22 protein-coding genes, 1 tRNA gene and 1 riboswitch are annotated in these 22463 nt (G+C 66.8%); of the genes, 16 read left to right on the forward strand and 7 right to left on the reverse strand.

What is annotated here, in order from left to right; all coding sequences use genetic code 11:
- Positions 1-74, reverse strand: a tRNA-Gly gene (locus Q0R27_RS12390).
- Positions 75-315: 241 nt separating this feature from the next.
- On the opposite strand from Q0R27_RS12390, the gene moaB reads away from it, so the two are divergent.
- A complete protein-coding gene (gene moaB, locus Q0R27_RS12395; protein WP_293945291.1) occupies positions 316-852 on the forward strand; it encodes a molybdenum cofactor biosynthesis protein B in 537 nt (178 codons plus the stop codon).
- Between the two features lies 1 nt (position 853).
- A complete protein-coding gene (locus Q0R27_RS12400) occupies positions 854-2029 on the forward strand; it encodes a molybdopterin molybdotransferase MoeA (RefSeq protein ID WP_293945294.1) in 1176 nt (391 codons plus the stop codon).
- Here Q0R27_RS12400 and Q0R27_RS12405 read toward each other — a convergent pair.
- The gene (locus Q0R27_RS12405; protein WP_366080336.1) at positions 2016-2648 is read right to left on the reverse strand and encodes a molybdenum cofactor guanylyltransferase; all 633 of its coding nucleotides are present in this window, start codon (positions 2646-2648) and stop codon (positions 2016-2018) included. The two genes, Q0R27_RS12400 and Q0R27_RS12405, sit on opposite strands and share 14 nt — an antisense overlap.
- A 163-nt stretch (positions 2649-2811) precedes the next feature.
- Between Q0R27_RS12405 and Q0R27_RS12410 the strand changes: the two genes are divergently transcribed.
- Genes Q0R27_RS12410 through Q0R27_RS12425 form a run of 4 tightly spaced genes read left to right on the forward strand, consistent with a single transcriptional unit; the run spans position 2812 to position 7914 of the window.
- Entirely contained in the window at positions 2812-3237 is a 426-nt protein-coding gene (locus tag Q0R27_RS12410; protein ID WP_293945295.1) for an NAD(P)H-dependent oxidoreductase subunit E, read from the forward strand.
- Positions 3234-4775, forward strand: a complete 1542-nt coding sequence (locus tag Q0R27_RS12415) for an NADH-ubiquinone oxidoreductase-F iron-sulfur binding region domain-containing protein (protein ID WP_293945297.1) — start codon at positions 3234-3236, stop codon at positions 4773-4775. The genes Q0R27_RS12410 and Q0R27_RS12415 overlap by 4 nt, the downstream gene beginning before the upstream one ends.
- Positions 4772-7606, forward strand: coding sequence for a formate dehydrogenase subunit alpha (gene fdhF, locus Q0R27_RS12420; RefSeq protein WP_293945298.1), 2835 nt, complete (start codon positions 4772-4774; stop codon positions 7604-7606). The genes Q0R27_RS12415 and fdhF overlap by 4 nt, the downstream gene beginning before the upstream one ends.
- Positions 7603-7914, forward strand: a complete 312-nt coding sequence (locus tag Q0R27_RS12425; RefSeq protein ID WP_293945300.1) for a formate dehydrogenase subunit delta — start codon at positions 7603-7605, stop codon at positions 7912-7914. Before fdhF ends, Q0R27_RS12425 begins: the two co-directional genes overlap by 4 nt.
- 10 nt (positions 7915-7924) lie before the next feature.
- Here the strand turns inward: Q0R27_RS12425 and fdhD are convergent, their stop codons facing one another.
- Positions 7925-8725, reverse strand: coding sequence for a formate dehydrogenase accessory sulfurtransferase FdhD (gene fdhD / locus Q0R27_RS12430; protein ID WP_293945302.1), 801 nt, complete (start codon positions 8723-8725; stop codon positions 7925-7927).
- Between the two features lie 30 nt (positions 8726-8755).
- Positions 8756-9616 (reverse strand): glutathione-dependent disulfide-bond oxidoreductase, encoded by an 861-nt coding sequence (gene yghU / locus Q0R27_RS12435; RefSeq protein WP_293945304.1) that lies wholly within the window; start codon positions 9614-9616, stop codon positions 8756-8758.
- A gap of 146 nt (positions 9617-9762) precedes the next feature.
- On the opposite strand from yghU, the gene hppD reads away from it, so the two are divergent.
- On the forward strand, positions 9763-10827 hold the full coding sequence (hppD, locus tag Q0R27_RS12440; RefSeq protein WP_293945306.1) for a 4-hydroxyphenylpyruvate dioxygenase: 1065 nt from the start codon (positions 9763-9765) through the stop codon (positions 10825-10827).
- Positions 10824-12092, forward strand: coding sequence for a homogentisate 1,2-dioxygenase (hmgA, locus tag Q0R27_RS12445; RefSeq protein ID WP_293945308.1), 1269 nt, complete (start codon positions 10824-10826; stop codon positions 12090-12092). The genes hppD and hmgA overlap by 4 nt, the downstream gene beginning before the upstream one ends.
- On the opposite strand, the gene Q0R27_RS12450 is transcribed toward hmgA, so the two are convergent.
- Entirely contained in the window at positions 12089-12535 is a 447-nt protein-coding gene (locus Q0R27_RS12450) for a MarR family transcriptional regulator (RefSeq protein WP_293945310.1), read from the reverse strand. The two genes, hmgA and Q0R27_RS12450, sit on opposite strands and share 4 nt — an antisense overlap.
- A 110-nt stretch (positions 12536-12645) precedes the next feature.
- A riboswitch (SAM riboswitch) is annotated at positions 12646-12766 on the forward strand.
- Positions 12767-12844: 78 nt separating this feature from the next.
- Here Q0R27_RS12450 and Q0R27_RS12455 point away from each other — a divergent pair.
- The 6 genes from Q0R27_RS12455 (at position 12845) to Q0R27_RS12480 (ending at position 18760) form a co-directional block, all read left to right on the forward strand.
- Entirely contained in the window at positions 12845-13840 is a 996-nt protein-coding gene (locus Q0R27_RS12455) for a homoserine O-succinyltransferase (RefSeq protein ID WP_293945313.1), read from the forward strand.
- A complete protein-coding gene (gene metB, locus Q0R27_RS12460; protein ID WP_293945315.1) occupies positions 13837-15024 on the forward strand; it encodes a cystathionine gamma-synthase in 1188 nt (395 codons plus the stop codon). Before Q0R27_RS12455 ends, metB begins: the two co-directional genes overlap by 4 nt.
- A gap of 143 nt (positions 15025-15167) precedes the next feature.
- Positions 15168-16094, forward strand: coding sequence for a Gfo/Idh/MocA family oxidoreductase (locus tag Q0R27_RS12465; protein WP_293945317.1), 927 nt, complete (start codon positions 15168-15170; stop codon positions 16092-16094).
- An 8-nt stretch (positions 16095-16102) separates the two neighbouring features.
- Complete coding sequence (locus Q0R27_RS12470) at positions 16103-17092, forward strand: adenosine kinase (RefSeq protein ID WP_293945319.1); 990 nt, start codon at positions 16103-16105, stop codon at positions 17090-17092.
- Positions 17093-17231: 139 nt separating this feature from the next.
- On the forward strand, positions 17232-17825 hold the full coding sequence (locus Q0R27_RS12475) for a TIGR00730 family Rossman fold protein (protein ID WP_293945322.1): 594 nt from the start codon (positions 17232-17234) through the stop codon (positions 17823-17825).
- Positions 17825-18760, forward strand: coding sequence for a 2-oxoglutarate and iron-dependent oxygenase domain-containing protein (locus Q0R27_RS12480; protein ID WP_293945324.1), 936 nt, complete (start codon positions 17825-17827; stop codon positions 18758-18760). Before Q0R27_RS12475 ends, Q0R27_RS12480 begins: the two co-directional genes overlap by 1 nt.
- On the opposite strand, the gene Q0R27_RS12485 is transcribed toward Q0R27_RS12480, so the two are convergent.
- Complete coding sequence (locus Q0R27_RS12485; protein ID WP_293945326.1) at positions 18757-19200, reverse strand: cytidine deaminase; 444 nt, start codon at positions 19198-19200, stop codon at positions 18757-18759. The two genes, Q0R27_RS12480 and Q0R27_RS12485, sit on opposite strands and share 4 nt — an antisense overlap.
- A 142-nt stretch (positions 19201-19342) precedes the next feature.
- Positions 19343-20806, reverse strand: a complete 1464-nt coding sequence (locus Q0R27_RS12490; RefSeq protein ID WP_293945328.1) for an AMP nucleosidase — start codon at positions 20804-20806, stop codon at positions 19343-19345.
- Positions 20807-20912: 106 nt separating this feature from the next.
- On the opposite strand from Q0R27_RS12490, the gene Q0R27_RS12495 reads away from it, so the two are divergent.
- Both Q0R27_RS12495 and Q0R27_RS12500 read left to right on the forward strand, forming a co-directional pair.
- Positions 20913-21362, forward strand: coding sequence for a MarR family transcriptional regulator (locus Q0R27_RS12495; protein ID WP_293945329.1), 450 nt, complete (start codon positions 20913-20915; stop codon positions 21360-21362).
- Positions 21359-22462, forward strand: a complete 1104-nt coding sequence (locus Q0R27_RS12500; protein WP_293945330.1) for an HlyD family secretion protein — start codon at positions 21359-21361, stop codon at positions 22460-22462. Before Q0R27_RS12495 ends, Q0R27_RS12500 begins: the two co-directional genes overlap by 4 nt.
- Position 22463: the final 1 nt, after the last annotated feature.

Here is a 22463-nt window from a genome sequence, read left to right on the forward strand (position 1 = left end):
TGGAGCGGGTGAAGGGAATCGAACCCTCGTCGTAAGCTTGGGAAGCTTCTGCTCTGCCATTGAGCTACACCCGCAAATCAAGCACTTGGCCGGTTTGCGCGACCCGACTGACCGTCCATCAGATAGACTGCCGGGCTTGGCCGAACGCTCCGGTGCCATAGCGCCCCCGCCGGCGTCAACGACGAAAGGCGATCCTGCGTGGTCGCGGTACACGATGCCCGGCGTTGACGAGGCGCATTATTGATGGACCGATCGAAGGTGGAAGCCCTATTCGGACCGACGAGTGCGCCGCCGCGGTGAGTTGGAGCTTTTGTGATGGCCGGAATTGACGACACGCTGACCTTTTACCCGCTCAACATCGCTGTGTTGACCATTTCCGACACGCGCGACGAGGAGAGCGACCGGTCGGGCGCGCTGCTCGCCGAGCGGGTAACGAGTGCGGGCCACAGCCTCGCCGGCAAGGAAATCGTGCCCGACGAGGTCGATGCGATCCGGGCGCGGCTCAAGCTATGGATCGGCGATCCCGCGGTCGAACTCGTCATCACGACCGGGGGGACCGGGTTCGCGCCGCGCGACGTGACGCCAGAGGCGGTCAAGCCGTTGCTTCAGCGCGAGATGGACGGCTTCTCGGTGCTGTTCCACCAGGCGAGCTTGGGCACGGTCGGCCTGTCGACGCTCCAGTCGCGCGCGTTCGCGGGACAGGCTGGCGACACCTTCATCTTCTGCCTGCCGGGATCGACCGGGGCGTGCCGCGATGGCTGGGATTTGGTACTGGGGCTCGAGCTCGACAGCCGCTATCGGCCGTGCTCGCTCGCCGGGCAGATCCCGCGGCTGCGCGCGATTTGCGCATGAGATGATCGGCTTCGACGAGGCGTGGGCGATCGTTGCGGGGCACGCGGCCGGGCTCGAGTCCGAGCAGGTGACCCTCGCGGACGCCCACGGCCGGACCCTCGCGAAGCCGGTATTCGCCTTGGTCGACTGGCCGCCAGCGAATGTGTCGGCGATGGACGGATATGCGGTGCGTGACGGGGATGCGGGATCGCTTCGGTTGGTCGGCGAGTCGTGGCCCGGCGTTGGGTTTACGGGCGGTATCGGGCAGGGCGAGTGTGTCCGGATCTTCACCGGCGCACCGGTTCCGGCCGGCGCGGACAGGGTGGTGATGCAGGAAAACGTGGCACGGGACGGTGATCGCGTTACCTTCACCGCGCCACCGTCGGCGGGGCGGCACATCCGGCAGCAGGGCTCGGACTTCCACGCTGGCGACACGCTGCTTCGCGCCGGTCGGCGCCTTGATGCGCAGGCGATGGTCGCGGCGGCGGGCGCGGATGTCGCGCAGGTGAACGTGTGGCGCAGGCCGCGCGCGACGATCATCGGCACGGGCGACGAACTGGTCGCTCCCGGGACGGCGCGCGGGACGCCCGGCAGCATCCCCGAAAGCGTGTCGTTCGGGGTCGCCGCAATCATCGCCGAGTGGGGCGGGGAGACGATCTCGCGTCGCCGGGTGCGCGACGATCCGGCGCTGATCGGTGAGGTTGCGGCCGAGGCGCTCGAAGCTTCCGACCTGGTGGTCGTCACCGGCGGGGCGTCGGTTGGCGAACGCGATTTTTCGAAGAGCGTGCTGGCCTCGCTCGGGCTCGATTTGCTGTTCGAGAAGGTCGCGATCAAGCCCGGCAAGCCGGTGTGGTTCGGGCGGGCAGGCGGGACGCTGGTGCTCGGGCTGCCGGGGAACCCGACCTCGGCGATGGTCACCGCGCGACTGCTGCTCGCGCCGCTCGTCGCGGGGCTGGCCGGGCGCGATCCACGGGTTGCCGCGCGATGGCAGTCGGTGCGCCTGGCGGCGCCGCTCGATGCCTGCGGCGACCGCGAGTCCTTCGTTCGGGCGGTTCGCGACGATGATGGCGTTCGCCCGATCGGCAATCAGGATTCGGGCGCGCAAAAGAGCTTGGCCGATGCCAACGCGCTCATCCGCCAGCGCGCGGGAACGGCGGCGCTCGACATCGGCGCCCTCGCCGAGGTCATCGACTTCTGAGCATCTCCTCGGCCATCGTCAGGTCCGCTGCGCTGTTGATGTTGAAGAACGAATCGCCCGTCAGAACCGGCCAATCGACGGTCACAAAGCCGACGGTCTTAGCGAAGCCGTGGAGCGAGCCGCGCCCGGCGGCGACATAAGCGGGGAGTGGAGCGGCAGCTTCGACGCGCCACAGGGTGCATGACGGGTGCGATTGACCGTTGCTCGTCGCCATTGCGGCCAACTGGGATCCGGACATTGCCGCGTTGAGCCGCTCGAGCAAGTCGGCGGGCAGGAACGGCGTGTCGCACGGGACGGTCAGCACTCGGTCAGCGCCATGCGCTTTCGCGAATGCCAGCGCCGACGCCACCCCTGCGATCGGCCCTAGCCCGAGGCTGTCGGTGAGCAGCGGCAGGTCTTCCACCGACGGAACCGCTTCACAATTCCTGACCGCCAACGCGACTGTGGCAGACCAGTTTCGGGCCTGCTCGATCGCCCGGTCGAGCAGGCTTTTTCCGGCAAGCATCCGGAGCGGCTTGTCCCCCCCGATACGGCGGCCCTCGCCTCCCGCCAGAATGATAACGGGCACGCTTTTCGCGAGCGCATCGAGGTTCGGAGAGAAGGGGGTAGAAGCCATCATCGACGCGGACCAAATATCTCCAGCGGCCACCCTGCTACACGCTGCCGACCATTCAGGAATAGCATCTCCTCATGCCCAAGACGAGAAAGCCCGTCGCGAGACTGGCAGGGGCTGTGGCGATGCGGTAGGTTTCGTTACGGCATTCATATCGCCGGGGATTGGAGTGACCTTGCACCTCGACGACATCAGTACGATCCTCGCCCGCCACGCCGGACGGCCAGGCGCGCTGCTGCCGATCCTGCACGATGTGCAACATGCGCTCGGCTACGTACCCGCCGATGCGATCCCGGTGATTGCCGAAGCGCTCAACCTGTCGCGTGCCGAGGTCCACGGCACGGTCAGTTTCTATCACGACTTTCGCTCGGCGCCGGCAACCCGGCCGGTCGTCAAGCTGTGCCGCGCCGAGGCGTGCCAGGCGCGCGGCGTCGATGCGCTCGCGCCGCTGTTCGAGCAGGACGAGCGGATCACACTCGAAGCGGTCTATTGCCTGGGGCTGTGCGCGATCGGGCCGGCGGCGATGATCGGCACGCGGGTCGTCGCGCGGCTCGACGAGGCCAGTGCGGCGCGTTTGCTGGACGAGGTAGCATGAGGATTTTTGTTCCTGCGGATGCGGCGGCGGTCGCCGTCGGCGCTGACGATGTTGCGGCGGCGCTCGCCCGCGAACTCGGTGACGGCGCGACAATCGTGCGGACAGGGTCGCGCGGGATGCTGTGGCTCGAGCCGCTCGTCGAAGCCGAACGTGACGGCGCGCGGTTCGGCTTCGGGCCGGTGGCGCTATCCGAGGTACCGGCGCTGGTCGCCGCGCTGGCTGGTGGAGCCGATCACCCGTCCGCGCTTGGTCTCGTCGACGAACTGCCATTCCTCAAATCGCAGACCCGGCTCAGCTTTGCGCGCTGCGGGGTCATCGATCCCTTCTCGGTCGAGGAATATGAGCGGCACGGCGGAATTGCCGGACTTCGCCGCGCGCTCGCGATCGGGCCCGCCGCGACTATCTCCGAGGTTCGCGAGTCGGGTCTGCGCGGCCGTGGTGGCGCGGGCTTTCCGACCGGGATCAAGTGGCAGACCGTCGCCGACGCCCCCGGCCCGATTAAATATATCGTGTGCAACGCCGACGAGGGCGACAGCGGCACCTTCGCCGACCGGATGATCATGGAGGGCGACCCCCTCGCGATCGTCGAGGGGATGGCGATCGCCGGGTTCTCGGTCGGGGCGGGCCAGGGCTATATCTACATCCGCTCCGAATATCCGCACGCGATCGACGCGATGAACCGCGCGATCGAAGTCGCGCGCGGCGCCAAATTGCTAGGGGCCTCGCTGCTCGGCTCGGACCACGGCTTCGAGCTCGAAGTGCGGGTCGGGGCCGGGGCCTATGTCTGCGGCGAGGAGACCTCGCTGCTCGAAAGCCTGGAGGGCAGGCGCGGCGAAGTGCGCGCCAAGCCGCCGCTGCCGGCGCATGTCGGGCTGTTCGGCCGGCCGACGGTGATCAACAATGTCCTGTCGCTGGGCGCGGTGCCGTTCATCCTCGCCGAGGGCGCGAAGACCTATGCGGACTATGGCATGGGCCGGTCGCGCGGCACGATGCCGATCCAGCTGGCGGGGAATATCCGTCACGGCGGGCTCTACGAAACCCCGTTCGGGATCACGCTCGGCGAGCTGGTGATGGACATTGGCGGAGGCACCCAGTCGGGCCGCCCGGTGCGCGCGGTGCAGGTTGGCGGGCCGCTCGGCGCCTATTTCCCGCCATCGCTGTTCGACACGCCGTTCGATTATGAGGCGTTCACCGCGGCCGGCGGGCTGATCGGCCACGCCGGGGTGGTGGTGTTCGACGACAGCGTCGACATGGCGAAAATGGCGCGGTTCGCGATGCAGTTCTGCGCGGTCGAAAGCTGCGGCAAATGCACCCCGTGCCGGATAGGTTCGACCCGCGGGATCGAGGTGATCGACCGGATCATCGCCGGTAACGAGGTCGAGGCCAACATCGCGCTGCTGACTGATCTGTGCGAAACGATGAAATTCGGGTCGCTGTGCGCGCTCGGCGGGTTTACACCCTATCCGGTGATGTCCGCGCTGACCTATTTTCCGGAGGATTTCCGGAAAACGGCCAAGACCCTGGAGCCAACACGATGAGCATGATTGTCGAAACCGATCATGGCACGCCGCCCTCCCCACTGGTGGAGACGGTGACGCTGACCATCGACGGCGCACCCGTGTCGGTCCCGGCTGGCACTTCGATCATGCGCGCCGCGAGCCTGGCGGGGAGCGCGATCCCCAAGCTGTGCGCGACCGATACGATGGCGGCGTACGGATCGTGCCGGGTGTGCCTCGTCGAGATCGAGGGGCGCGGCGGCACGCCCGCATCGTGCACCACACCGGTCGCCGAGGGCATGGTGGTTCAGACCCAGTCCGAACGGGTTCAGAAGCTGCGCCGCGGCGTGATGGAACTGTACGCCTCCGATCACCCGATGGCCGCGCTCGACGGGCTCGAGGCCAACACCGAATTTCGCGAGGTGATCGATGCGGTCGGGCTGACCGAGATGCGCTATTCGGCGCAGGCGAGCCACCTCGACTGCCCGCAGGACGTCTCCAACCCCTATTTCGCGTTCGATCCGGCCAAATGCATCGTCTGTTCGCGCTGCGTCCGGGCGTGCGACGAAATCCAGGGCACGTTCGCGCTGACGATCAGCGGGCGCGGCTTCCAGGCGCATGTCTCGGCGAGCCAGGACGAGCCCTTCCTCCAGTCCGAATGCGTCTCGTGCGGCGCCTGCGTTCAGGCCTGCCCGACCGGAGCGCTTCAGGAAAAGGCGATCGCCGAGGTCGGCCAGCCCGAACATAGCGTCGTCACCACCTGCGCTTATTGTGGAGTCGGTTGCGCCTTCAAGGCCGAGATGAAGGGCGAGGAAGTGGTGCGGATGGTGCCGTGGAAGGACGGCAAGGCCAACCGCGGGCACAGCTGCGTCAAGGGCCGCTTCGCGTGGGGCTATGCGACCCACCGTGAGCGCATCCTCAAGCCGATGATCCGCGAACGGATCGACCAGCCGTGGCGCGAAGTCAGCTGGGACGAAGCGGTCGGCCACGCCGCATCCGAGTTCCGCCGGCTGCAGAAGGACTTCGGCGCGCGGTCGATCGGCGGGATCACCTCGTCGCGCTGCACCAACGAAGAGACGTTTCTCGTCCAGAAGCTGGTTCGCGCCGGGTTCGGCAACAACAATGTCGATACCTGCGCGCGGGTCTGCCATTCGCCGACCGGCTATGGCCTGAAGACCACCTTCGGCACCTCGGCCGGCACTCAGGATTTCGACAGCGTCGAGCAGAGCGACGTGGTAGTGATCATCGGCGCCAACCCGACCGACGGCCACCCGGTGTTCGCCTCGCGGCTCAAGCAACGACTGCGCAAGGGCGCCAGGCTGATCGTGGTCGATCCGCGCCGCACCGACATCGTCCGCTCGCCGCACGTCGAGGCGCAGTATCACCTGGCGCTCAAGCCCGGCACCAACGTCGCGGTGCTGACCGCGATGGCGCACGTCATCGTCACCGAGGGACTGGTCGACGAGGAATTCGTCCGCGAGCGCTGCGACCTCGACGAGTTCCACGACTGGGCCGAGTTCGTCTCACGCGAGGAACATTCGCCCGAGGCATCGGCGCAATATAGCGACGTGCCGGCCGACGCGGTGCGCGGCGCCGCGCGGATGTTCGCCGCCGGCGGCAACGGCAGCATCTATTATGGCCTCGGCGTCACCGAGCACAGCCAGGGCAGCACGACCGTCATGGCGATCGCAAACCTCGCGATGGCGACCGGCAACATCGGCCGACCCGGGGTCGGCGTGAACCCGCTGCGCGGCCAGAACAATGTCCAGGGCGCGTGCGACATGGGCTCGTTCCCGCACGAGCTGTCGGGCTATCGCCACGTTTCCGACGGCGCGGCGCGCGACATGTTCGAGAAATTGTGGGGCCGGCCGCTCGACGACGAGCCGGGCTTGCGCATCCCCAACATGCTCGACGCCGCGGTCGATGGGGTGTTCAAGGGGATCTATATCCAGGGCGAGGACATCCTTCAGTCCGATCCCAACACCAAACATGTCGCCGCCGGGCTCGAGGCGATGGAATGCGTTGTGGTCCACGACCTGTTCCTCAACGAGACCGCCAACTACGCGCATGTCTTCCTGCCCGGCTCGACCTTCCTCGAGAAGGACGGGACCTTCACCAACGCCGAGCGCCGTGTCCAGCGGGTGCGCAAGGTCATGACCCCGCGCAACGGCCTCGCCGACTGGGAAGTGACGCAGGAGCTGGCCCGCGCGCTCGGGCTCGACTGGAATTACACTCACCCGTCACAGATCATGGACGAGGTCGCCGCGGTGACGCCCAGCTTCGCCAGCATGTCCTACGCCCGGCTCGACGAGCTCGGCTCGATCCAGTGGCCGTGCAACGAGAAGGCGCCCGAGGGCACGCCGGTGATGCACACCGAAGGCTTCGTCCGCGGCAAGGGCAAGTTCGTTATCACCGAATATGTACCCACCGACGAGCGCACCGGGCCGCGCTTCCCGCTGTTGCTCACCACCGGGCGGATCCTCAGCCAGTATAATGTCGGCGCGCAGACCCGGCGGACCGAGAATGTCGTGTGGCACGAAGAAGATCGGCTCGAGATCCATCCGCACGACGCCGAGCAGCGCGGCGTTCTCGACGGCGACTGGGTCAACCTGGCGAGCCGTGCCGGGGGCACGACCCTGCGCGCGCTGATCACCGACCGCGTCGCGCCCGGCGTCGTCTACACCACCTTCCACCACCCGCTGACCCAGGCCAATGTCGTCACCACCGAATATTCCGACTGGGCGACCAATTGCCCCGAGTATAAAGTCACCGCAGTCGAGATCAGCCCGTCGAACGGGCCGAGCGACTGGCAGGAGCGTTATCAGGCGCAGGCCTCGATGAGCCGCCGGATCGCGGTCGAGGCGGCCGAATGAGCGTCTCGACGATCGACAATTTGATCTACATGGCGAACCAGATCGCGCGCGAGTTTCACAACCAGCGCGCATCGGAAGCATCGCGTGCGACCTGCGACCACATCTGGCATTTCTGGGACCCGCGGATGCGGTCGATGATCCTCGACCATCTTGCCAAGGGCGGCAGCGGACTGGACCCGGTGGTGGTCGCCGCGCTGGACCAGCTCGCGCGGACAGCCGGGCAACCGCGCTCGATGACCAAGGCAACCGAATTCAACCAGGCGATCGACCCGGCGGCCGATCGCGACCTGATGTCCGACGCGGGCTAAGCCCCTCGGATCAGGCGAACAGCTGGTGCGGGTCGACGATCAGCAGCATCTCGTCCTTTCGCGCCAGCGCGATGAGCGTCAGCCCCGCCTCGCGCGCGCGCTCGACCGCCAGGCTGGTCGGGGCCGAGACCGTGACCAATAACGACACGCCCGCCAGCGCCGCTTTCTCGACCAGCTCGAACGAACAGCGCGAGGTCAGAACGACGAACCCCGCTCCCGGGTCGACCCCCTCGCGCAGGCAATGCCCGACCAGCTTGTCGAACGCGTTGTGACGGCCGACGTCTTCGCGCACCGCGACCAGCTTGCCATCGCTGGCGAACAAGGCGGCGGCATGGACCGCGCCGGTCTGTCGGTTGAGCGGCTGATGATCGCGGATCGTGTCGAGCGCGAAGAATAAGACGGCGCGTTCGACCCTTGGCGGCGGTGCAAGCCGGGGCAGGGGGCGCAGCGCCTGCTCGAGATTGGCGATTCCGCACATTCCGCAGCTCGACTCGCCGACCCGGTGCCGCACCCGGCTGAACAATCCGTCGTGCCGCTCGGGCACGAGCTCGAGGTTGACCAGCATCCCGCCGTCGCCTGCTTCGACCGAAATCTGTTCGATGTCCTGCGGCCCCCCGATCAGCCGTTCCGCCAGGGCAAAGCCGACCGCGAAATCCTTGAGGTCGGCGGGTGTCGCCATCATCACCGCATAGCCGAGCCCGAGGAAACTGATCGCGATCGGCATTTCGACCGGGACGACGCGCTCGCCCGGCGTCACACCGTCCGGCGACACGCGCTGGGTCGAAATGATGGTGTGCGATCGCCCTGGCATGTCGTCATCTCGCCTGCGCGGGGCGACTTGTCAAAGCGCGGTGGCAACGCTCGAAAAGTCGCTCGCCTCGTGGCGTTCGGCGAGCTGTTCGGCGGGATCCCCGGTGACCCGGTTGACCAGCCGGCCGCGCCGCACCGCGGGTCGGGCCGCGATCTTCTCGGCCCAGCGGCAGACGTTGCTGAAGCTCGCCGTTTCAAGGAACTCGGCGGCCTCATAGACCTTGTTCTGGACCAGCGGTCCGTACCACGCCCAGATCGCGATATCGGCGATCGAGTAGCTGTCGCCGGCGATGTATCCGTGGTTCGCAAGCTGGCGGTCGAGGACGTCGAGCTGGCGCTTCACCTCCATCGCGAAGCGGTCGATGGCATATTCGATCCTGACCGGCGCATAGGCGTAGAAATGGCCGAAACCGCCGCCGAGGAACGGCGCGCTGCCCATCTGCCAGAACAGCCAGTTGAGGCACTCGGTGCGGCCGGCATGATCGGTCGGCAGGAGGGCACCGAATTTCTCCGCGAGATAGAGGAGGATCGAACCGGATTCGAACACGCGGGTCGCAAGTTGGGTCGAATGATCGAGCAGCGCCGGGATCTTCGAGTTAGGATTGATGTCGACGAAGCCGCTGCCGAACTGGTCGCCGTCGCGGATATTGATCAGCCACGCGTCATACTCGGCGCCGTCATGGCCAAGCTCAAGCAGTTCCTCGAGCATCACCGTGACCTTCACGCCGTTGGGCGTCGCCAGCGAATAGAGCTGCAGCGGGTGGCGCCCGACCGGCAACTGCTTGTCATGAGTCGCACCCGCAGTCGGGCGATTGATCGCGGCGAATTGGCCGCCATTCTCCTTGTTCCAGCTCCAAACGCGCGGTGGCTGATAGTCGGGTAAATCGGACATGGACGCTCCTTTTACCGGGTGAACGGCGGCGCTGGGCAATGGTTGGCGATGGCGGGTGGCCGATCTCGGGCTGATTTGCAAATGAGCTGCTTGACCGTTCGTCGGCACAGGTATAGTTTCAGTTGAAACAATATCGGAGTCGCGGCATGCACGACAATCCCATGGGTCTTGATGGCTTCGCCTTCGTCGAATTCACCGGTCCGGATCCCGATGCGCTCGCCGTGCTGTTTCTCGCGATGGGGTTTACCCATGTCGCGAACCACCGCTCGAAGAATGTTCGCCGCTATGCGCAGGGCGACATCAACTTCCTCCTCAACATGGAGCTGGCGGGGCAGGTCGGGGCATTCCGCGCCGAGCATGGGCCAAGCGCCAATGCGATGGCGTTCCGCGTCGCCGACGGGGCCGGGGCGCTCAAGCTGGCGGTCGAGCGTGGCGCCACCGCTGTTACGTCGCACGCCGGGCCGGGCGAGCTTAACCTGCCCGGCATCGAGGGTATCGGCGGATCGCACCTCTACCTCGTCGACGAGCGCGGCGGGGCGAGTGTGTGGGACATCGACTTCGAGCCGGTGCCCGCAGCGGGCGTCGACGACCACTCGGTCGGACTGCACACGCTCGACCACCTCACCCACAATGTGAACCGTGGGCGGATGGCGCATTGGGCCGGCTTTTACGAAAAGATCTTCAACTTCCGCCAGATCCGCTATTTCGACATCGAGGGGCAGTCGACCGGGCTATTCTCCAAGGCGATGACCGCGCCTGACGACAAGATCCGCATCCCGCTCAACGAAAGCCAGGACGAGCACAGCCAGATCGAGGAATTCCTGCGCGATTACAACGGCGAGGGGATCCAGCACATTGCGCTCGCGACCGACGATATCTTCGCGACGGTCGATGCGCTGCGGGCGAACGGGGTGCGCTTCCAGGACACCAACAACGCCTATTTCGACCTGATCGACAAGCGGCTCCCGGGACACGGTCATGATGTCGAGGAAATGCGCAAGCGGCGGATCCTGATCGACGGCGCGCCCGAGACCGGCGGCGGTTTGCTGCTGCAGATCTTCACCGAGAACATGGTCGGACCGATCTTCTTCGAAATCATCCAGCGCAAAGGGAATGACGGCTTCGGCGAGGGCAATTTCAAGGCGCTGTTCGAAAGCCTCGAGCTCGACCAGATGCGCCGAGGGGTGATCCCGGCGAGGAGTGACGCATGACCGACTATCTCACCGGCTTCGGCAATTCGTTCGCGACCGAGGCGGTACCGGGCGCGCTGCCCGTGGGACGCAATTCGCCGCAGAAGCCGGCGTTCGGGCTCTACGCCGAGCAGCTGTCGGGAACCGCCTTCACCGCGCCGCGTCACGAGAACCGGCGCAGCTGGCTCTACCGGCTTCGACCGAGCGCGAGCCATGCGGCGTTCGCGCCCTATGCCAGTGCGTTCGACGCGCCCCCTCGCTCCGAGCCGCTTGCGCCCAACCGGCTGCGCTGGTCCAAAGCGAAGCGGGAGAGCGGGGCGGACTTCGTCGACGGCCTCGCGCCGATGCTCGGCAACGGCGCGCCCGATCGGCTCGAAGGCTGCTCGGTGCATCTCTATGCCGCAAGTCGCGACATGGAGCGGCGGGTGCTGTTCGATGCCGACGGCGAGCTGCTGCTCATCCCGCAGGAGGGTCGGCTCGAGCTGCTGACCGAGTTTGGCCGGCTTGAGGTCGCGCCGGGGAGTATCGCCCTCATCCCGCGCGGGGTGCGGTTCCGCGTCATGCTCTCCGACGGCGCTGCATCGGGCTATGTCGCGGAGAATTACGGTGCCCCGTTTCGCCTCCCCGAGCTCGGTCCGATCGGCGCGAACGGCCTCGCTAACGCGCGCGATTTCGAAACACCGGTGGCCTCGTTCGAAGACCGCGACGAGCGCTTCGAGCTTGTCCAGAAATATGGCGGGCGGCTGTGGCGCACGACACTCGATCACAGCCCGCTCGATGTCGTTGGGTGGCACGGCAACCTCGCCCCGTGTCGCTACGACCTCGCTCGCTTCAACACCATCGGCACGGTCAGCTTCGACCACCCCGACCCGTCGATCTTCATCGTGCTGACCTCGCCCAGCGATACCCCCGGCCGCGCCAATTGCGACTTCGTCATTTTCCCGCCGCGCTGGATGGTCGCCGAGGACAGTTTCCGCCCGCCGTGGTTCCACCGCAACCTGATGTCGGAGGTGATGGGGCTGATCCACGGCGCCTATGACGCCAAGGCGGACGGGTTCGAGCCCGGCGGGCTATCGCTCCACAACCGGATGAGCGCGCATGGCCCCGACCTCGACAGCTGGCGCAGCGCGAGCGAAGCCGAGTTGAAGCCGCACAAGATCGACGGGACGATGGCGTTCATGGTCGAAAGCTGCTGGCCGTTCGAGCCGACCGCCGCCGCGCTCGCCAGTGCCCAGCTCGCTTACGACGGGGCGTGGGCGGCATTCCCCAAGGCAGTGCTGCCTTAAGACCCGGCGTTCATTGCCGCGCTCTCCATTCGCCGCAGCAGCGAATCGATCAGGTCGTGTTCCTCTGCGCTGAAGCCGCTGAACAGCTCGGCTTCCGTCGCCAACGCGAGCGGGGCGATCTCGGCGTAGAGCGTGCGTCCGTCGTCGGTTAGAGAAAGGAAGTGCGATCGGCCGTCCGCTGGGTTGTCGTCGGCCGCGACCAGTCCGCGTTCGATCAGCGCCGCCGCCGCGCGACTGATCGCGATCTTGTCCATCCGCGTCGCGTCGCCCAGGCTGGCCGGCGTCGCGCGCTTGTGCTCGGCGAGGATCGCGATCATCCGCCACTCGGTGATCTTGAGCCCGAACCGCTTGCGATAGGTGTTGGAGATTCGGGTCGACACGGCGTTCGACGCGACCGACAGGCGGTAAGGCAGGAACCGGTCGAGGATCAGGGGGCGGCGCATGACGTGATCCTTGGCATGACGAGGTGACTCCTGTCCAATCTGGTGGCGGGGGATACGCCCGTTGGGATCCCGTGGGATTGACTTCGCGCCGATTGCGCGACAAACCGCGTGCTCCATCGAGACCGGCTGAGGGACAGGCCCGAAGAAGCCGGGGCAACCAAATGGGGTGTTCGCACGCCATGCACGGTGCCAAGTCCTGCGGGGACCTGTGTGTCCACCGGCAGATGGTCGTGAGTCGTCACAACAGTGGCGACGTTGCGCTATCCGTCACCCCGCAAGCCTCGATCTTCGGAGGTGATTGCGGACGAGATGACTGGACTTTCTACCCTCGACGAGACTGTTTTCCTGGCCGCGCCGCTGCGTCCGCGTGGCAAGCGCGGGTCGTTACCGCTCGTCCTTCCCCTGGTCCATGGCGGATCGGCGAGGGTCGAGTGTCGCTTTGAAGTCACCGGTCCCGACGACGCGCCGGTGATCGTCGTCGCCGGTGGCATTTCGGCCGGCCGCCATGTCCTTGCCAACCATGAGGATCCAACGCCCGGCTGGTGGCAGGGTCAGGGCGTATCGCTCGCTGACTGTCGCGTGGTCGCGATCGACTGGATTGGCGCCGACGGCACGCTCGATGCGCCGATCGACGCGCGTGACCAGGCGGTCGCGATCCTGTCGGTGCTCGACCATCTCGGCATCCACCGCGCCGCCGGCTTCATCGGATCGAGCTATGGAGCGATGGCCGGAATGCACGCGGTCGCCCTCGCGCCGGGCCGCTGGGCGCGCCTGCTGGCGATCAGCGCGGCGGCGGATTCACACCCGTTCACCAGCGCCCAGCGTACGCTTCAGCGCCAAGCGATCGAGCTTGGCGAGCGGCTCGGCGACCCCGCTGCGGGGGTATCGCTGGCCCGCAAGATCGCGATGCTGACCTACCGCACCCCCGACGAGTTCGAGGAGCGCTTCTCCGACCCGGTGACCGTCATCGACGGCCGCGCGCGGATATCCGCCGAAGCCTATCTCGACGCGCAGGGATTGCGCCACTGCCAGCGGATCAACCCGGTCGGCTATCGCCGCCTGTCCGAATCGATCGACCTCCACGCGATCGACCCCGCCGTCATCGAGGTCCCGACGACCTTCATCGCGGTCGATACCGACCGGCTGATCCCGGTCGACGCGATCCGTCGCCTGGCCGACGCCGCGCCCCACGGCCGGTTCGCCTCGCTGTCCTCGCCGTTTGGCCACGACGCCTTCCTCAAGGAACATGAGGCGGTCGCGGCGATCATCCAAGAATTTCTCTCGCCCCAGGAGCCTGCTCGATGAACCGCCCCCACAACCCCGCGACCCGCGCCGTGCGCGCCGGCATCGACAGCGACACGGCTTTCGGTGCGGTCGTGCCGCCGATCGTCCTGTCGACCAACTTCACCTTCGCCGGCTTCGACCAGAAGCGGAAATATGATTACAGCCGCTCGGGCAATCCGACGCGCGACCAGCTTGGCGAGGCGCTCGCCGAGCTCGAGGTCGGGGCAGGGGGCATCATCACCGCGACCGGCATGGCGGCAATCGCGCTGGTGCTGCAGGCGTTGCTCAAGCCGGGCGACCGGTTGCTCGTCCCGCACGATTGCTACGGCGGCAGCTGGCGGCTGTTCAACGCGCTCGCCGCCAAGGGCGCGTACGAGCTGCGCAGCGCCAACCTGACCGATTGCGCCGAACTGGCCGAGGCGATCGCGTGGCGACCGACATTGCTATGGATCGAGACCCCGTCGAACCCGCTGATGCGGATCACCGATATCGCCGCCGCCGTCGCCGCCGCGAAGGCGATCGGCACGTTGGTCGTGGTCGACAATACCTTCCTCTCGCCAGTGCTGCAGCGCCCGCTTGAGCTCGGCGCCGACATCGTCATCCATTCGACCACCAAATATATCAATGGCCACAGCGACGTGGTCGGCGGCGCAGTTATCGCGAAGGACGCCGCGGTCCATGAACAGCTTGCCTGGTGGGCCAACGCGATCGGAGTCGCAGGCGCGCCGTTCGACAGTTTCCTGACCCTGCGCGGGCTGCGAACGCTCGACGTGCGGATGCGCCAACATCAGGAGAATACCGCCGTCATCGTCGACCAGCTTGGCGCGCATCCGGCGGTGGCGAAGGTCCATTATCCGGGGCTTGCCGACCATCCCGGCCACGACATCGCCGCGCGCCAGCAGCACGGGTTTGGCGCCATGCTGTCGTTCGAGCTCGCCGGCGGCGAAGCGGCGGTGCGGCGCCTGCTCGACGGTATGGAGCTGTTCAGCCTCGCCGAATCGCTCGGCGGGGTCGAAAGCCTGATCGCCCACCCGGCGACCATGACTCACGCCGCGATGACCCCCGAAGCACGCGCATCCGCCGGGATCGGCACGGGCCTGCTGCGTGTCTCGGTCGGAATCGAGCATGCGGACGACCTCGTCGCCGAACTTGCCGCCGGGCTTGACCGGGCTGGCGTGGCGCAGCCCGAACGCCGCGTCGCGTAAGGGATCGGCTCTTTACGGCTCGCATTCGTGGCCGCGCGCGCTTCCCGGCCGCGGAACCCGGCGATGTTTTCGAACCCTTGTGACGCCGCTTTTCCCGACCTCGTTTGTTACGACGGCAACCCCATGATCGAAGGCAGCCCCGCATGACCGTAACCCGCATCGCCATCGCCGGAATCGGCAAGATCGCGCGCGACCAGCATATTCCCCACATCGCCGCCAACCCCGCGTTTGAATTCGTCGCCGGTATCACGCGCGGCGGTAGGGTCGATGTCGCGGTGCCCTGCTTCCGCACCATCGCCGAGATGCTCGCCGCCGGCACCAGAGTCGATGCGGTCGCGATCTGTACTCCGCCGATCGGCCGCGCCGCGCTGATCGCCGACGCATTCGCCGGCGGGCTCGACGTGCTGCTCGAGAAACCTCCCGCCGCGACGCTGAGCGAGGCCGAACGGTTCGCCGCGATGGCGCGCGACGCCGGCAGGCTGCTCTACATGACCTGGCACTCGCGCGAGGCGGCGGCGGTCGAGCCCGCCCGCGCCTGGCTCAAGGACAAGACGATCACCCGCGTCGAAGTCGACTGGCTCGAGAATGTCCGCCAGTGGCACCCCGGCCAGGACTGGGTGTGGGAGCCCGGCATCGGCGTGTTCGACCCCGGCATCAACGCACTGTCGGTTATCACGCGGATCCTGCCGTGGCCGCTCACCCTGACCGCGTCAAAGCTCGATTTCCCCGCCAACAAGCCCGCCCCGATCGCCGCCCGGCTCGCGCTCGCCAGCCCCGACGGCGTACCCGTGGCGGCGCATTTCAACTGGGACCAACTCGGCACACAAACGTGGGAAATCCGCGTCGACACCGACCACGGCAAGCTCGTCCTGACCCACGGCGCGTCACGGATGGCGGTCGACGGCCAGCCGGTCGAGGTCGGCGACGAAGCCGAATATGCCGCGCTCTACCGCCACTTCGCCCAATTGATTGAGGCCCGCCAGAGCGACGTCGACCTCGCCCCCTTCCGCCTCGTCGCCGACGCCTACCTCCTCGGCCAGCGGCACGAGGTCGGGCCCTTCGCCGAATAGGCGCGCCCATGTCTTCACCCAGCCTGGATATTGTCGCGATCGGCGACGCGATCGTCGACGTCATCGCGACCTGCGACGAGGCGTTCCTCGCCACCCACCGCCTGCCCAAGGGCCAGATGCAACTGCTCTCGCTTGCCGACGCCGACACGCTCTACGCCGCGATGGGCAGCGCGCGCGAGACTTCGGGCGGGTCGGGCGCCAACACCATGGCCGGGGTCGCGGCGATGGGCGGGAAGGCCGGCTTCATCGGCCAGATCGCCGACGACCCGCTCGGCAAGATTTTTGCGCATGACATGCAAGCCTTGGGCGTCCGCTTCGATACACCACCGCTGGGAAAAGGTGCGCCGTCGACCGGACGCTGTCTGATCCTCGTCACGCCCGACGCGCAGCGCACGATGAATACCTGTCCCGGCGCGAGCCACGAGCTCAACGCTGACGCGCTCGACGAAGCGCTCATCCGCTCGGCCGCGATCCTCTATCTCGAAGGCTATCTGTTCGGCTCCGACCTGCCCCGCGCCGCCATGGCCTGCGCGGTCGCCATCGCCCATGACGCCGGGCGGCAAGTGGCGTTCACCTTGTCCCAAAGCGTGTGCATCCCCGGCCGCAAGGAAAGCTTTTCGCACATGATCGACAACGGTGCGATCGACCTGCTCTTCGCCAACGAGGACGAATTGTTCCAGCTGACCCGGCGGACCGACCTCGACGGTGCGCTCGCCGACATGGCCGCCAAGGTGCCGACCCTCGTAATCACCCGCGGGCCCGCCGGCGCGATCGCCGTCGAACGAGGCACGCGCATCGACATCCCCGCCGCGCCGCTGACCAGGCTGGTCGACACGACCGGCGCCGGCGATCTGTTCGCCGCAGGCTTCCTCACCGCGCGCGTCAAGGGCGCCGACCTCCAGCGCCAACTGGCGACCGGAGCGATCGCCGCCGCCGAAGTCATCTCCCACTTCGGTGCGCGGCCCGAGGCAGACCTCAAGGCGCTCGTCGCCCTATGAGTTTTAACTGTCCTACAGACGGCGAACCCGCCTACCGTCGCGCGATGACCTCGTGCCACCATTTTGCCCCTGCTTCGATGACCGCGCGTGGCTCCGTGGCGCGCATCGTTAAACTGACTAAACTGACACGATCGACTTGGTGAACGCGCCCATGTCGTCTGCTTTACGGCGTCTCGCGGTCTATTGCGGCTCCGCTTCCGGCACCGCACCGGCCTTTGCCGACGCCGCCCGCCAGACCGGCGAGGCGATGGCTGCGCGCGGCATCGACCTCGTCTACGGCGGCGGCAAGCTGGGTTTGATGGGCATCGTCGCCGACGCGGTGCGCGACGGCGGGGGCCGGACCTATGGCGTGATCCCCGACGTGCTCGTCGGGCTCGAAGTCGCTCACACCGGACTGACCCAACTCCACACCGTCGCCGGGATGCACGAGCGCAAGGCCAAGATGTCCGAGCTCGCCGATGGTTTCCTGATCCTGCCGGGCGGCATCGGCACGTTCGACGAGATGTTCGAGGCGTGGACGTGGAACGCGCTCGGTTACCACTCCAAGCCGTTCTGCCTGGTCGACGTCGCGGGTTTCTGGAGTGGGATGACCGGCTTCCTCGACCATGTCACCGCGTCGGGTTTCCTGTCCCCGGCGCGCCGCGCGCAGCTGCTTGTGGCGGCGACCCCCGCCGAAGCGATCGAGCGGCTAGACGCGGCAGCGCGCGAAGCGACGCAAGGCATGGTCTGGTAATGCACGACAAGATCGCCGCCCTGAGCCTGACCGACGCCGACCGCGACCCGACCGGTTTCGCCGACAAACTCGGCCGCAGCTTCGGCGATACCGGCTTCGCGATCATCGCCGACCACGGCATCGCGCAAGCGCTGATCGATCGCGCCGAGGCCCAGGCCAAGGCGTTCTTCGTCCTCCCCGAAGAGGTTAAGCGCCGCTACGCCATCGCCGGCACCGGCGGCGCGCGCGGCTACACCCCGTTCGGGATCGAAACCGCCAAGGGCCACACGGCGCACGACCTCAAGGAATTCTGGCACGTCGGCCGCGATCTGCCCAAGGGACACACGTTCGCCGCCGTCATGTCGCCGAACGTGTGGCCGGTCGAGGTCGCCGACTTCAAGCCGACGATGCTCGAGCTTTACGACGCGTTCGACCGCTTCGGCGTGCAGATCCTCGCGGCCATTGCCCGCTTCCTCGGCATCGACGAAGATTATTTCCGCGACACTGTGCGCGACGGCAATTCGGTCCTCCGCCTGCTCCATTACCCGCCGCAAGACGAGCCGACCGGCAAGCATATTCGCGCCGGCGCGCATGAGGACATCAACACCATCACGCTGCTGCTCGGCGCCGAAGAGGCCGGGCTGGAATTGCTGACCCGGGACGGCCGCTGGATCCCGGTCAGCCCCAAGTCTGGCGAACTAGTGATCAACATCGGCGACATGCTGCAGCGGTTGACCAACGGCAGGCTGCGCTCGACCTCGCACCGCGTCGTCAACCCGTCGCCCGACCGCGCCGCCCATGCGCGCAGCTCGATGCCCTTCTTCCTCCACTTCCGCCCCGATTTCCTCATCGAGGCGCTGCCCGGCACGATCGAGGCGGGCGAGGCACCGCAATGGCCCCCGATCACCGCCCACGACTACCTCGCCGAGCGGCTGCGCGAGATCAAGCTTGCCTAGCTAGCATCGACGATGTTCGCCGGGCCGAAGCCGTGCGGGATGAGGTCGGCGATGCGGTGGGTCTCGACTGCTTTGCCATCGCCCGAGGCGCACAGGATTTCGATGTCGCGGCCCGCCAGTTGCGCCACCTCGAGGATCGACTGGCGGCATCCTCCGCAGGGAGTGACGGAGGCGTTGCCGGCCAATTCCGGGCCCGAACCATCGCCCCCGGCCACCGCGATGCGGGCGACCTTGTCGAGCCCGAAGGCAAGCTGCGCGGCGGTCAGCGCGGCGAGTTCGGCGCAGACCCCGAGCCGGTAACTGGCATTCTCCATGTTGGCGCCGGTCACGACCTCGCCATCGACGCTCTCGATCGCGCAGCCGACGAAGAAACGCGAGTAGGGCGCGTAAGCCTTGAGGGCGGCGGCGCGGGCGTGGGCGACGAGTTGTTGGTCGGTCATGAAATCGCCCTTAAACACTGCGGCGCAGAGTGCCAAAGGGATAGGTCGATGCGGTTGAAATTGCTGGCCATGTTCGCGCTCGTCTCGCGGGCGGGCGAGACCTGACGCGCCGCTGATCGTCCTTCCCTTGCAGGGAGCGGAGCTACCGCAGCGGCGGTTCGTCGAAGCTGCGGAGCTTGCGGCTGTGGAGGCCGTCGCCTTCCTGCCGCAGCAGGTCGAGCGTCTCGATCCCGATCCGCAGATGCTGGCCGATCGCGCGCTCATAGAAATCATTGGCCTGGCCGGGCAGCTTCAATTCGCCGTGAAGCGGCTTGTCCGACACGCACAGCAAGGTCCCATAGGGCACTCGAAACCGGTACCCCTGCGCTGCGACCGTCGCCGATTCCATGTCGATTGCAACCGCCCGGCTCTGGTTGAAGCGCAGCGCCGATGAGGTGTAGCGTAGCTCCCAGTTGCGGTCGTCGGTCGTCACCACGGTGCCGGTCCGCAGCCGCTTCTTGAGCCCGTCCTCATCCTCACCTGTGACGCGTTCGGCGGCGCGAACCATCGCCGTCTGGACCTCGGCGATCGCCGGGATCGGGATCTCCGGCGGCAACACCTCGTCGAGCACGTGATCGTCGCGCAGATAGGCGTGGGCGAGGACATAGTCGCCGATCGTCTGGCTCGGCCGCAACCCTCCGCAATGACCGATCATCAGCCACGCCTCGGGCCGTAGCACCGCGATATGGTCGCAGATCGTCTTCGCGTTCGACGGCCCGACGCCGATGTTGACCAGCGTGATGCCGTCGCCGGTGGGCGTGCGCAAATGATAGGCGGGCATCTGGTGGCGCCGCCACACGCCCGCCGCGATCTGCGCTTCGGCATCGGTCAGGTCGCCATGCTCGAACGTCGCGCCGGGGACGCTGAGCGCGGTGAAACGGCTGCCGGGGTTGCGCAGCTCGTCGATCGCGTACCGAACGAACTCATCGACATAGCGGACATAGTTGGTGAACAGGATGAAGTGCTGGAAATGATCGGTCGGGGTCCCGGTATAATGTTTCAGCCGCGCTAGGCTGAAGTCGGTGCGCGCCGCATCGAACAGCGCCAGCGGACGATCCGGCCCGGGTTGGAATTCCCACACCCCGTCGGCGATCTCGTCGCCGATGTGGACCAGTTGCGACGAGGGAAACCAGCGCGACAGTTCGGCGGTCGAGATCGAGCCGAGGGCAAGGTCGCCACCATCGAGCACGTACGGGTAGGGGATCTCGCTCGCCGAGGGACTGACGCTGATCCGCACCGGATAGTCGCGGACGAGATGCTCGAGCTGCTCGGTGAGGTAGGTTCGGAAGAAGGCTGGCCGGGCGATCGATGTCGCATAGCTGCCCGGCTGGTTAAGTCTTGCGAAAGCGCGCGCCGGGGTCGGCGGTGGAACTTTCGGATCATAATCGATGCGCAGTTCGGGATAGGCGAAGGCGCCCGCCAGCCGCTCGGCGCTATTGGGACGAACACCGTCGGTGGCATAGCGGGCGAGCGCGTCGCGCAGGTTTGCGACCGAACGCTCGTACAGCAACTCAAGCTTGTCGAGCAGGCCTGCAATATCAGCGCTTTTGGTGAATTCCTCCGTCATGGCACCCGGCTTGGCTGTTGGCGCGGCGACAGACAAGCCCGCACGGCCGAAGGTTCGGTATTCGTCTCCACTTGATATTAATAAGTGCACTTATTATAAAGGCCGCATGCAACTCGATAACCTCCCGTTCGAAATCGCCGAAACCGCGCACATGCTGCGCCGCGTGTTCGATCGGCGCGCGGCGTCGCTCGGGGTCACGCGCGCGCAGTGGCGCGTCCTCGCGATACTCGGGCGCAATCCCAATCCTCGCCAGGTGGAAGTTGCCGACCGGCTCGACATCGAACCGATTACCTTGTGCCGGATTATCGACCGGCTCGAGCAGGCCGGGCTGGTAGAGCGCCACCGCGACCCCGCCGACCGCCGTGCCTGGCGGCTTGCCTTAACCGACAAGGCCAAGCCGATCCTCGAAAGCCTGCGCGGCCTTGCAGCCGAGTTAGGCGGCGACGCGTTCGACGGCCTCGGGCCGGATGAAATTGGCGCCCTGCGCGCGAGCCTCACCCGCATTCGCGACAATCTGTCGCAGCTCACATCTTCGCCGAACAGGGTTTCCGCATGAACGAGTTGAAGAAAATTGACCGCGAGACCGGCGAGGAAGCGCGCCACGCCGACTTGCGTGAAACCCGTGCCACCGAGCCAGAGGCCGCAGTCGAGAAGATCGTCGTCGTCAAGCGCAGCCCCAAGCGGATCATCCTGATGCTCGTCGTGCCGCTGATGATCCTGCTCATCGGCGCCTATTTCTGGTTCAACAGTGGCAAAACGGTCGGCACCGACAACGCCTATGTCAAACAGGACATCACCTCGATCAGCACCCAGGTCGGCGGCCCGGTTGTCGAGGTCGGCGTGCGCGAGGGACAGAAGGTCAAGCGCGGCGACGTGCTGTTCCGGATCGATCCCGCCCCACTTCAGGTGGCACTCGCCAATGCCGAGGCGCAAGTCGCAGCGGCGCGATTGCAGACGGTTCAGCTACGCACCCAGGCGGCCGGTACGAACGGCGATATCGTCGGCGGGCAAGCAAATCTGGCGATTACCCAGCGGGCTTTGGCGCGTCAGAACCAGCTGCTTGCACAGGGTTTCACGACCCGCGCCGCGCATGATGACGCGCTCAACGAGGTCGAGAAAGCGCGCGCTCAGTTGGCTGACGCTCGCGCTCGCGCGGCCAGCGCTTCCGCCGCCATCGCTCCGGGCGGTGATCAGCCGCAGATCGCCGCTGCCAACGCGGCGGTCGCGAAAGCTCGTCTCGATATCCAGCACTCGATCGTCCGCGCCCCGTCGGACGGCGTGATCGCCAAGTCCGACCGGCTGCTCGTCGGCCAGACCGCGATCACGGGCCTGTCGATGCTCTCGATCGTCCGCGACAAAGCGGCGTGGGTCGAGGCCAATTTCAAGGAAGACGACCTTGCCCGGATGCATGTCGGGCTGCCGGCGACGGTCAAGTTCGACGCGTATCCGGGGCTAAAGGTAAAGGCACATGTCGCCAGCATCGGCTCGGGCACCGGTAGCGAATTCTCGGTCCTCCCGGCACAGAATGCCAACGGTAATTGGGTCAAGGTGACGCAGCGCGTGCCGGTGCGGATCGCCTTCGACCAGCAGCCGGCGCGCGACATGATCGCGGGTTTGTCGGCCAAGGTCGAAGTGACGCTCGAAGCCCAGCGCTAGG

Source organism: Sphingomonas sp. (assembly GCF_025362505.1).
GTDB lineage: Bacteria > Pseudomonadota > Alphaproteobacteria > Sphingomonadales > Sphingomonadaceae > Sphingomicrobium.

Bases quoted from the DNA above. Each gene is read 5' to 3' on its own strand.
- yghU (WP_293945304.1), bottom strand. From the start codon at position 9,616: ATGTCCGATTTACCCGACTATCAGCCACCGCGCGTTTGGAGCTGGAAC.
- Q0R27_RS12415 (WP_293945297.1), top strand. From the start codon at position 3,234: ATGAGGATTTTTGTTCCTGCGGATGCGGCGGCGGTCGCCGTCGGCGCT.
- Q0R27_RS12450 (WP_293945310.1), bottom strand. From the start codon at position 12,535: ATGCGCCGCCCCCTGATCCTCGACCGGTTCCTGCCTTACCGCCTGTCG.
- Q0R27_RS12455 (WP_293945313.1), top strand. From the start codon at position 12,845: ATGACTGGACTTTCTACCCTCGACGAGACTGTTTTCCTGGCCGCGCCG.
- hmgA (WP_293945308.1), top strand. From the start codon at position 10,824: ATGACCGACTATCTCACCGGCTTCGGCAATTCGTTCGCGACCGAGGCG.
- Q0R27_RS12495 (WP_293945329.1), top strand. From the start codon at position 20,913: ATGCAACTCGATAACCTCCCGTTCGAAATCGCCGAAACCGCGCACATG.
- Q0R27_RS12485 (WP_293945326.1), bottom strand. From the start codon at position 19,200: ATGACCGACCAACAACTCGTCGCCCACGCCCGCGCCGCCGCCCTCAAG.
- fdhD (WP_293945302.1), bottom strand. From the start codon at position 8,725: ATGCCAGGGCGATCGCACACCATCATTTCGACCCAGCGCGTGTCGCCG.
- moaB (WP_293945291.1), top strand. From the start codon at position 316: ATGGCCGGAATTGACGACACGCTGACCTTTTACCCGCTCAACATCGCT.
- fdhF (WP_293945298.1), top strand. From the start codon at position 4,772: ATGAGCATGATTGTCGAAACCGATCATGGCACGCCGCCCTCCCCACTG.
- Q0R27_RS12500 (WP_293945330.1), top strand. From the start codon at position 21,359: ATGAACGAGTTGAAGAAAATTGACCGCGAGACCGGCGAGGAAGCGCGC.
- hppD (WP_293945306.1), top strand. From the start codon at position 9,763: ATGCACGACAATCCCATGGGTCTTGATGGCTTCGCCTTCGTCGAATTC.
- metB (WP_293945315.1), top strand. From the start codon at position 13,837: ATGAACCGCCCCCACAACCCCGCGACCCGCGCCGTGCGCGCCGGCATC.
- Q0R27_RS12480 (WP_293945324.1), top strand. From the start codon at position 17,825: ATGCACGACAAGATCGCCGCCCTGAGCCTGACCGACGCCGACCGCGAC.
- Q0R27_RS12425 (WP_293945300.1), top strand. From the start codon at position 7,603: ATGAGCGTCTCGACGATCGACAATTTGATCTACATGGCGAACCAGATC.
- Q0R27_RS12490 (WP_293945328.1), bottom strand. From the start codon at position 20,806: ATGACGGAGGAATTCACCAAAAGCGCTGATATTGCAGGCCTGCTCGAC.
- Q0R27_RS12400 (WP_293945294.1), top strand. From the start codon at position 854: ATGATCGGCTTCGACGAGGCGTGGGCGATCGTTGCGGGGCACGCGGCC.
- Q0R27_RS12405 (WP_366080336.1), bottom strand. From the start codon at position 2,648: ATGATGGCTTCTACCCCCTTCTCTCCGAACCTCGATGCGCTCGCGAAA.
- Q0R27_RS12465 (WP_293945317.1), top strand. From the start codon at position 15,168: ATGACCGTAACCCGCATCGCCATCGCCGGAATCGGCAAGATCGCGCGC.
- Q0R27_RS12470 (WP_293945319.1), top strand. From the start codon at position 16,103: ATGTCTTCACCCAGCCTGGATATTGTCGCGATCGGCGACGCGATCGTC.